Raw genomic sequence first — 9,093 nt, 5'->3', positions numbered from 1 at the left:
TTGCATATCATAGAAGAATCTTATTTACAGACTTTTTCTCACAGTCTCAATTCTGAAATCCACAAAGAGGATACCACCGAATTATCAAAACAATGATTTGTGATATCCTCTTCTCACTTTTGCTATTCTTATTTTACAAACTCAGCCGAATAATAATACATATACTCATTATCTGTATCTATGTATTCTCCTGTAATGTCCTGTATCGGCAACGAACTCACTCCTTGTTCGCCATAGATCAGTGCTGCCAATCCTTGCTCTGTTCCGTACTCTATCGTGCTTTTGTTCTCTATAGAGGTCGCAGATCTTCCATAATATTCTCTGTTTGCAACACCTTCCAAGATTGGCGTTTCTGTCATATATTTTGAATATTCATCTGCTGCAATAAGCTTTGCAGTAAAATTATCAAAATCCGGAGTGATGACAATCAATCCATTTTTTGCAGATTTCACGTCCTCATAGGAAAGTTCCAAAACTCGTTTATGAGAAACTCGTTTTCCAGAATGATATTCTGACAAGTAAACGTATAATGCTTGAAATGTATCTTTTGAATTGTATCGAAACATCATGGTTCCATCAATTCCGGACAACAATTCAGCCGTTTTCATTTCTACACTATCCGGGTCTACTGCTTCTATATAATTTTGTGGTTGCCGCAATTTATTACATACCATGATTCCAAGAGTAATAGCAAATACTCCCACAGCAATAAGAAGTATAGCAATAATCTTCTTTAAATAACGCTGTTTATGACTACTATCTTTTGATATCTGTATCAGTGTATCTTCCGATTTTTTTTCTACATTAGTTACCTCAATATCTTCACCTGCCAAAAATTCATTTAGACTGATGCCTAATATTTCACATAATTCTAAATACACAGACACATCTGGTAAACAAATCCCACGTTCCCATTTGGAAACTGACTTATCACTCTTACCCAGTTTCTCAGCAAGCTGTTTTTGAGTCATACCAAGTTTTTTTCTTTTTTCTGCAATATAGCTTCCGATTTTCACAAGGTCCATAAATACTTCCCCCTTTCAAAATTATAGTATCTATTTTGTCCCAAAAAGTACACCCCTTAATGGTAGAATCGTATTATATAGGCAGAATCTCATCCAATTTCATAAAATAAAAAGGACGCTGTATGCTCTCGTTTCTTTCGGGGCTACAGCGTCTTTTCTGCTTTCACGGCTCGCGCAGACCGCAGGGCAGTCAAACAGATTTTTCAGCAGACATAGTTTAAGCCCGATCGATTCTTTTTTCTCTCGACCGGGCTTTTAATGAATTTCCAGTAATTTCATTTTATACACCTGCTGCTTTCATTGATTTCGGGGTATTTCGTTATGTTCCTTTTGGACCGTACCTCCTGGATTTTTTTGTTTTTATTTTTTCCCTATGGGCCTCTGCCTTTCATTGGAATCATCTCCTTTAGGTTCTATATGTAAACTCTTCAGAGATTTTTTTGATGTTCAGATTAACTATGCCATTGGACTGTACCTCTTACTTTCTTAGATTTCGTCTTGATGTTTCTTTTTCGTTTTGATGTTTCTTTCTTGTTTTTATTTTTGTTCTCTTTTCTTTTGTTGATCTTATATTAACTCATCTTCTCTGTTTTGTCAATACTTTCTTTTAATTTATTTTATATTTTATTATTTTCAGAATATTATGACATCAAAATTGAAAGATCAGAAACCTGATGCAGTCTCACTTACAAAGAGGCGGCCGCAGGCTTTCGCAAAATTCAACCCCGGCTTTTTTTGACCCACCGCAGGGCGATCCTGCTCCCTCCGGAACTCCACAGAATCTTCTTTCCAAAAGAGGAGAACGAAAGACTCCGCTGTCTTTGCCTTTCGCAAAGTCCAGCGGAGCATTTTTCCCATATTCTTTCTTCTCTTCTTAATTTCTTATTTGCAGAGTTCTTCGGCCAGTGCCTCGATCTCTTTTACGTTCTCTTCCTTCACAGCGGACATTACTTTTACATTATTCTCTGTCCAGGTGATATTTTTGCTCTTCTCAAACATGCCTTTCATCACTTTCGCTGCGGTCGGTGCCCAGCTTCCGTTTTCGATCAGACCAATGGTGCGGTTCTGGAAGCTGCGCTCTGTCAGACGGTTGATGAAATCCTGCATGAACGGGTAAATACCTGCATTGTAGGTCAGCGTTGCAAGAACCAGCTTACTGTAACGGAAAGCATCCGCTACGGCGGCGGACATATCGTCTCTTGCCAGATCGTAAATAACAACATTCGGACAGCCTTTTTCTTTCAGCTTATCTGCAAGCAATTCGGCAGCTTTTTTTGTATTGCCGTAAACAGAAGTATAGGCAACCACAACGCCTTCTTCTTCCGGACGATAAGAAGACCAGATATCGTATTTTTCAATGTAGTGGCCAAGATTTTCCGTCAAAACCGGACCGTGCAGGGAACAGATTTTCCGGATATCCAGCGTACCTGCTACTTTCAGGAGCTTCTGTACCTGCAAACCGTATTTTCCGACAATACCGATAAAATAACGGCGTGCTTCGTCATCCCATGGTTCCTCGCGGTCGAGTGCACCGAATTTTCCAAAACCGTCTGCTGCGAACAGAACCTTGTCCGTGCTGTCGTATGTAACCATAACCTCCGGCCAGTGTACCATCGGAGCGAACACGAAGGTCAGAACGTGTTTTCCGAGCGTAAGGGACTCACCGTCCTTTACTTCCAGTTTCCTTCCGGCGAGATCCATCTTTGGGAAAAAGTTTTTCATCATGGCAAAGGTTTTTGTGTTTGCAACAACGGTTGCTTCCGGATATGCTTTTACGAAGTTTTCAATATTCGCAGAGTGATCCGGCTCCATATGCTGTACGATCAGGTAATCCGGTTTTCTGCCAGCCAGTGCTTTCGCAACATTTGCCAGCCATTCATCCGCAAAGTTTGCATCTACGGTATCCATAACTGCCGTTTTTTCATCGAGAATTACGTAAGAATTGTATGCCATGCCGTTCGGCACTCTGTACTGACCTTCAAAAAGGTCTACCTGATGATCGTTGACTCCCGCGTAGATAATATCCTCTGTAATCTTCATAAAAATCCATATCCTTTCCATCTTGTTTTTTCCTGCCCGGAACCTGCTCCGAACCGTATATTTTTATATTATCCTATGATGGAGAAAAAAGCAAGTAAAAATAGTAAAGATTACTATTTTTACTTACTCTCCTCCGTTTACACACACGATATCCTTTTTCCACAGCTTGCAAATCATCACAATACTTCTATTTTACAGGCATGTTCTTTTGTTTCTTTATCATAACTGATTCCAACCGCCAGTATACGCCCGGTATATCGTTCCGTTTCCGCCATCTTTCCCTTGAACCGCAAAGCATATTCTTTCTCTTTAATCTGCGCAATCGCTTCTTCCGGTGTATGATCTACCTTCAGTTCAAGTATAACAGTTCTGTATTTATCGTATGGTTCCCTGCTGTTTAAAAACTGTCCCATGTTTTACGGCCTCCTTCTTATGCTACATGTGCTTTCAGAATCTTTCTGTGCTTGATTTTGTGAGATGCTTTTCCGTCAGTCGCAAAAGCAAGTGCAGAAAGATTCCGAGCGTACATGCTGATACTATGAGTATAGTCTTTTTCTGTGGGAGGCGCAAGAATGGAATCCCGTTTCTCACTTCTTATTTATTTTCCGGGAAAACAATCTCTTTCTCTGGTACGCCTTCTGATTTGATGACGTAGCCGTCAACATCATCAAAATGAATCTTGTACTGATATTCGCTTTCACGTCCCTCTTTTGCGTCATCGGCATCAGCGTAATAGGTAAGGCGAATTTCGAAAGTATTTTTGTTTCCTTCGCGCCAGGACTCATCGCCGATCAGCCAGTCGTTTTCGAGGTTTTTGTTTCTTTTCAGCAGCACCTCGGCGTACTGCTGTGCGCCGCTCCAGATTCCTGTGTTTTTGTACCGGTTCTGCATGGTGTTCTGATACTGCCACAGTGTTACAAACATGATCGTCGCCATAATTGCCGTGAAAAGAACGGTTTTGTATTTCTTTTCTTTTTTCTGTCTCTGTCGGCGGATACATCGAATGGTTCCGATCATCATCATTACCAGAACAAACAGATACCACAGGGTCCAGAAGATCTGCTCTTTTCGTTCCAGACCGCCGGGAATGAATTCTGCCAGCTGATCGCCCCAGACGAAATTTACCAGGGATGCCAGAATGCCGATAGACAGAATGGATGCTGCCCCATAGACTTTCCGGCTTTCTTCATCATCGAGGTTCTGGAAGAAATACCACAGCGATACAAACGCTGCTGCCACCAGACCACCTAGAATCAGGCCGCCGCCCACGTTTACGATCTTTGCCGCCCACGCTGCCGCTGCCACACCGATCACCAGAAATCCCGCGATCACGTTTGCGTTCCGGTCCTGTTTTTTCTGCTGCCTTGAAATATCACCTGCGTTCTGCAGCATTTCGGCCACCTCCTTCTGAGTATACTGAATTTCCGGCGCCGCCTCTTCCTTCGCCTTCTCCTGCCGTTCGGAGCGCATCAGTTCCAGCACAGAAATCCCAAGTGCCTGAGCCAGCGGCTCAATCGTCTGGATATCGGGAAAGCCAAGTCCCCGCTCCCACCGGCTGACGGCTTTATCCGTCACATGAATCTTTTCCGCAAGCTCTGCCTGCGTCATCTTTTTCTCTTTTCGCATTCCGGCAATAAACCGCCCGAACTCTTTCGCTTCCACGTCGTGTCCCTTCCTCCTGCTGTTCCCGCACCGCCTCATGTTGCCCAGCGGAGCGTTTTTACAGTCTCAGAATAGGCGAAAATAGGCTGTTTTGTCAATCTACGAATCCTTTACCTGCGTTTTTACGCCAAAAAATCCCCGATTCAGCACAAAAGTGCCAAATCAGGGATCTTGTATTTTCCTGTATTTACAGCCCGATCATATTTGCAAACAATACGATCAGCGGAATGGCAATGATGGTTCTCTCCAGAAAGATCACCAGCAGTTTCCAGAAATTCAACGGAATTTCACTTATAAATGCCGGGGCGGGAACTTTTTGTTAAAAATATCGGAATCTGCCGAATTCTGCGATTCCCCCTGTTTCTTTCGTTGCATAGGCAAACAGTCCCACTCTGCATCCTGTGAAATGATCCATTTTGAAATAGAGCTGATGCCATGGTCCGATCTGTTTCCATTTTTCATCGCTCCAGTATAAAAACCGGACTTTATCGTGCTGGTTCTGGAAATCCGCTTCCATCCGGATTCTTATTTTCGATGATTCAACCGCCACTGCTTCCCATTCGATTTCTTCACTGTTGCCCTGGTTTCCTTCTATGCTGTCATGTTCCTCTTCGAGAGATCTCATAACCAGAAGCATCTGTCCATCACGCTTTGTAACGGCCGCCATGCCGTAACATCCCTGTAATGCACACATTCCTGCATAATCTCCGTCCTTTATTCCTTCCGCATCAACGGTTACTTCTGTTATGCACACCGGAAACTTCATTCTCTGGGTGATCGTATTGACTGCCTGCGTGACATTTTTGCACTGCTTTCTGCAGACCATTCTAAGGCATCCTTTTTCTGCATCATTCTCAATCCAGGAAAGTTCCGGTTCGTGGTTGAACTGCCAGCAGCTCTTCCATCCAAACGTTCCAAACAGCCGTTTCTGTTCCGGATTCCATTCCGAAAAATCATCACTCTCCACAAGCGGATGATATTGTGCATCCGGTCTTGTGCTTTGTGTTTCCACTTCACAGAGTGCCCTTCCCGAATCACCCAATACCGGATAATTTTCTTTTATGATCTGCTCTTTTTGTTCGCCCGGCGCCGGCATACAGGTAACTCTGACATTTTTCTCCCATTTTACTGGCACAAGAACCGGGATTCTGCCGACGGCACCTCTATCCTGAAAAAGCACGGCATACCATTTATGGTCCGGCGTATCCACAATTCCTCCCTGTGCAACGCCCTGCCCACAATATCCCATAGTGTCACACAATACATCTCCGCCTTTAAATTCTCCCGTCAGGCTGTCTGATACATAGCACGCCTGCGTCCGCATCCACCTGTCCGGAAGGGAATGAATCAGGAATAAATAATACATTCCATCGATTTTATAAAAATGACTTCCTTCAAAACCAAGCCCCGGATTCCGACTGTCACTGACCAGAATCCGATCCAGTCCGCCTTCCTTTGGACCGCTCAGATCTTTTTTCAATTCCTGCAGACGAATATTTCTATTGCCGGAAACAATATAAACATGATCATCCTCAAACAAAAGTGAGCAGTCATGATAAAAGCCTTCTATGATGCGTTTTTCCCATGGTCCTTCGATATTATCAGCAGTATAAAGGTATGTTTTTCCGGTATCATTCGCCACAAAGCAAATATAATACATCCCTTTATGGTATCGGAGCGATGCAGCCCACATGCCTTTTCCATAGCAGTTTTTCTCCCCGACAAGTCTCTGTTCCTCTGTGCTGTCCAGTCTTTCATACACATAGCTCAGATGTTCCCAGTGAACGAGATCATAAGACCGCAGGATTTCACACCCCGGCACAAAGTGCATTGTGGTGCTTACCATGTAATACGTATCGTCTACCCGGATGACATCCGGATCCGGATAGTCCAGCCCTGTAATTGGATTTTTTCCTATTATCTTCATATAGTCTCTCCTCGTATGATATTTCAGGGTCATACTATAGCAATCTAATAAATTATTGCACATAATTACACGAATGAAACCACCCTATGCAGTCCGTTGGACGAATTGTTAAAAATCCTTTTGAAATAGCTGATGGTAATTCCAAGCTTCAATAAGTAGTTTTCGTGTTTCATCATGTAACATAATAATCACCTCTTAACTCTATCATAGACCTGTTGTCAAGAGTATGCAGTATTTTTTTGGAGTGCTATAGATTGGAATTCTGTTTTCGATTCTCTTCTTTTTAAAATTTCTTTTCCTCTTGTGATATCCGTTTTACTGTATTATGATAATATCAAATTTACAGCAGTCCGGCGGAGGCAATATTATGATTGAACATTTAGACGGGATTCATGAAACCGTAACGTATAAAGAAAACAGCAGTCTGCGGCTTTTTGTAAATACAGACTGTGAAGATTATCCCATTCACTGGCATACTCCCATGGAAATCATTATGCCTCTGGAAGGAACTTACACAGTCTTTCTTGGGGATAAGCACATTCTTCTTCAGGAAGGTGATATTATTTTCATCTGTCCAGGAGTCCTCCACTCTCTTGCAGCACCGGAAAGCGGAAAACGAATCATTCTGCAGATTGAATGGTCTGTTGTCTCAAAAATCCGTGATCTCAATTCCATTCTCTCGCTGATTTCCCCCATTCTCACCCTTACACCACAGACTGCTCCTGATATTTATTCCGATATTTATCATCTCATCTGCCAGATTCTTTCGGAATACGAAAAGGATTCCTTTCTTTCGGAGGCCGTTATCTATGCGCGCATGCTTGATATTCTTTCTCTGATCGGCAGATACCAGGCCTTTGCATCCTGCCGTTTTGATGCCGGACCGCAAAAACAGAAAGAATATCTGGATCGTTTTCTTTCCATCTGCAATTATATTGATGAACACTGCACGGAAGATCTTTCCCTTGATCACGTTGCAAAAACAGCAGGCTTCAGCAAATACCACTTTACCAGACTGTTTAAGCAGTTTACAAATACCACCTATTACAAATACCTTAATCGCAAAAGAATTGATCATGCCATGCTGCTCTTATCCGATCCCGATATTCCTGTCACGGAGGCAGCACTTCAGTCTGGTTTCTCCAGTCTTTCCACCTTTCTTCGCGTCTTCCGTTCTGTCAAACAATGTACGCCTACGGAATTCCGCGATATGTATATTCATCCGGAAAAACTGCAGAAAAATCCCTAATTCCTGCTGCTGCAGGTAAACCATGCAAAGTCTGCATGGTTTTTACTTTCCATTCCATTAGAAGAATCATACATGCCGATGGTACATCCGACAAAACCACCTGCCTCTTCTGTTGTGTACGGAAGAAGACTGATTTCCTCTGCTGCACATTCCCAGCCATTTTCTGACGCAATCCATACTTTTGCCGTCTGATCATGGCATTGCAGGCGTATTTTCAGCAGTTGTTCCGTCTCTCCCCGCAGTAAAACTTCTGCTGCTTTCGTTTCTGTTCCTTTGATACACGTTACAACACGAAAAACTTTCTGTTCCTGCTTTTTTTGCGATTTCCATCCTCAAATGATTCTCATGATTCTGGTAAAGAACCAGACCTGCTGTTTCCTTCTCGTTTTCCGGCACAAAGAAAACTCCTGTTTCCGCGTGAACCTCACATGACTAAAGTCACGTGCTTCCGGCCGCTTTAAGCGGCAGACCAAATATCGGCGGATACGCCTGTTACTTAGATTTTGCACGGATACGCGCTTCTTCCATGCCGGATACGGCAGGTTTCCACATAACAGGTAATCCACTACATATCTGCCTGTGTTTATGCTGCTTTACGCAGTTCCATTTCTGAAATCAGTTCTCTCAGATCTGCATAAACACATGAGGTTCTACGCTTTACTGCAGGAACTTTTGCCTCCAGCAAAGACCTTTCCGTTTCCGGCAAGGATTTTAAATTTTCACGGATAAAATATCTTGCTCCGATATTATACGATGCCGACAAATCACAGTTGTATCTTTTTCCGGTCTGAAACGTACACAGACGATGATCCCGTATATCACGGGCAATCTCTCCTGATCCATCAAAGGCAAGCCTGCTCGTGTTCCATGCACAGATTCGGGAAATTCGGATTCCCTTTCTGTGTGCCTGCTGTCCGCACCGTTTCTGGATATCACGTTTTCTCCACATCTGCAGTTTCTGCTTTTTCTTCCCGGAAAGTTTTCCTTTCATTTCCAGATATTCGAAAACAATCACATCTGCCTTATTTTCTGATGCATAAAAAACGATTTCCTTTGCAATTTTTCTGCCAAGCTCTATATTCAGACGTTTTGCATATGCCCATCTTCCCTGCGCCTGACGCGATCCATGTTCCCGCTGAAATCTTCGGATCCGTCCCAGCACACGGTACATCCGGTCTTTGTCACTGGAA

General features: G+C 43.1%; 5 protein-coding genes and 4 pseudogenes. 1 reads left to right on the top strand and 8 read right to left on the bottom strand.

The window, feature by feature from the left end; all coding sequences use genetic code 11:
* Positions 1-128: 128 nt before the first annotated feature.
* From DWZ44_RS17615 to DWZ44_RS17590, 5 genes and pseudogenes are all read right to left on the bottom strand, one after another.
* A complete protein-coding gene (locus DWZ44_RS17615; RefSeq protein ID WP_055221860.1) occupies positions 129-1,025 on the bottom strand; it encodes a helix-turn-helix domain-containing protein in 897 nt (298 codons plus the stop codon).
* Positions 1,026-1,907: 882 nt separating this feature from the next.
* A complete protein-coding gene (locus DWZ44_RS17605) occupies positions 1,908-3,065 on the bottom strand; it encodes an FprA family A-type flavoprotein (protein WP_055227870.1) in 1,158 nt (385 codons plus the stop codon).
* Between the two features lie 176 nt (positions 3,066-3,241).
* A pseudogene (locus DWZ44_RS17600) lies at positions 3,242-3,430 on the bottom strand (AAA family ATPase); the annotation flags it as partial.
* Positions 3,431-3,659: 229 nt separating this feature from the next.
* Positions 3,660-4,727 carry a helix-turn-helix domain-containing protein gene (locus tag DWZ44_RS17595; protein WP_055227852.1) on the bottom strand — a complete coding sequence of 356 codons (1,068 nt, stop codon included), beginning with the start codon at positions 4,725-4,727 and terminating at the stop codon, positions 3,660-3,662.
* A 319-nt stretch (positions 4,728-5,046) separates the two neighbouring features.
* Complete coding sequence (locus tag DWZ44_RS17590; RefSeq protein WP_117805412.1) at positions 5,047-6,645, bottom strand: glycoside hydrolase family 43 protein; 1,599 nt, start codon at positions 6,643-6,645, stop codon at positions 5,047-5,049.
* A gap of 376 nt (positions 6,646-7,021) precedes the next feature.
* On the opposite strand from DWZ44_RS17590, the gene DWZ44_RS17585 reads away from it, so the two are divergent.
* Positions 7,022-7,903 carry a helix-turn-helix transcriptional regulator gene (locus DWZ44_RS17585; protein ID WP_022461078.1) on the top strand — a complete coding sequence of 294 codons (882 nt, stop codon included), beginning with the start codon at positions 7,022-7,024 and terminating at the stop codon, positions 7,901-7,903.
* On the opposite strand, the pseudogene DWZ44_RS19405 reads toward DWZ44_RS17585, so the two are convergent.
* The 3 pseudogenes from DWZ44_RS19405 to DWZ44_RS17575 all read right to left on the bottom strand — a co-directional run.
* Positions 7,900-8,214 (bottom strand): annotated as a pseudogene (locus DWZ44_RS19405) (glycoside hydrolase family 43 protein); the annotation flags it as partial. The gene DWZ44_RS17585 and the pseudogene DWZ44_RS19405 sit on opposite strands and share 4 nt — an antisense overlap.
* A gap of 25 nt (positions 8,215-8,239) precedes the next feature.
* Positions 8,240-8,317: pseudogene (locus DWZ44_RS19600) on the bottom strand (hypothetical protein); the annotation flags it as partial.
* Between the two features lie 169 nt (positions 8,318-8,486).
* Positions 8,487-9,093 (bottom strand): annotated as a pseudogene (locus DWZ44_RS17575) (IS200/IS605 family accessory protein TnpB-related protein); the annotation flags it as partial.

Source organism: Blautia sp. AF32-4BH, assembly GCF_003460565.1.
In the GTDB taxonomy this organism is placed as follows: domain Bacteria; phylum Bacillota; class Clostridia; order Lachnospirales; family Lachnospiraceae; genus Fusicatenibacter; species Fusicatenibacter saccharivorans.
This window is presented reverse-complemented; position numbering and strand designations above follow the sequence as displayed.

Coding starts and splice junctions, on each gene's coding strand:
- DWZ44_RS17615 (WP_055221860.1), bottom strand. CDS start 1,025: ATGGACCTTGTGAAAATCGGAAGCTATATTGCAGAAAAAAGAAAAAAA.
- DWZ44_RS17605 (WP_055227870.1), bottom strand. CDS start 3,065: ATGAAGATTACAGAGGATATTATCTACGCGGGAGTCAACGATCATCAG.
- DWZ44_RS17585 (WP_022461078.1), top strand. CDS start 7,022: ATGATTGAACATTTAGACGGGATTCATGAAACCGTAACGTATAAAGAA.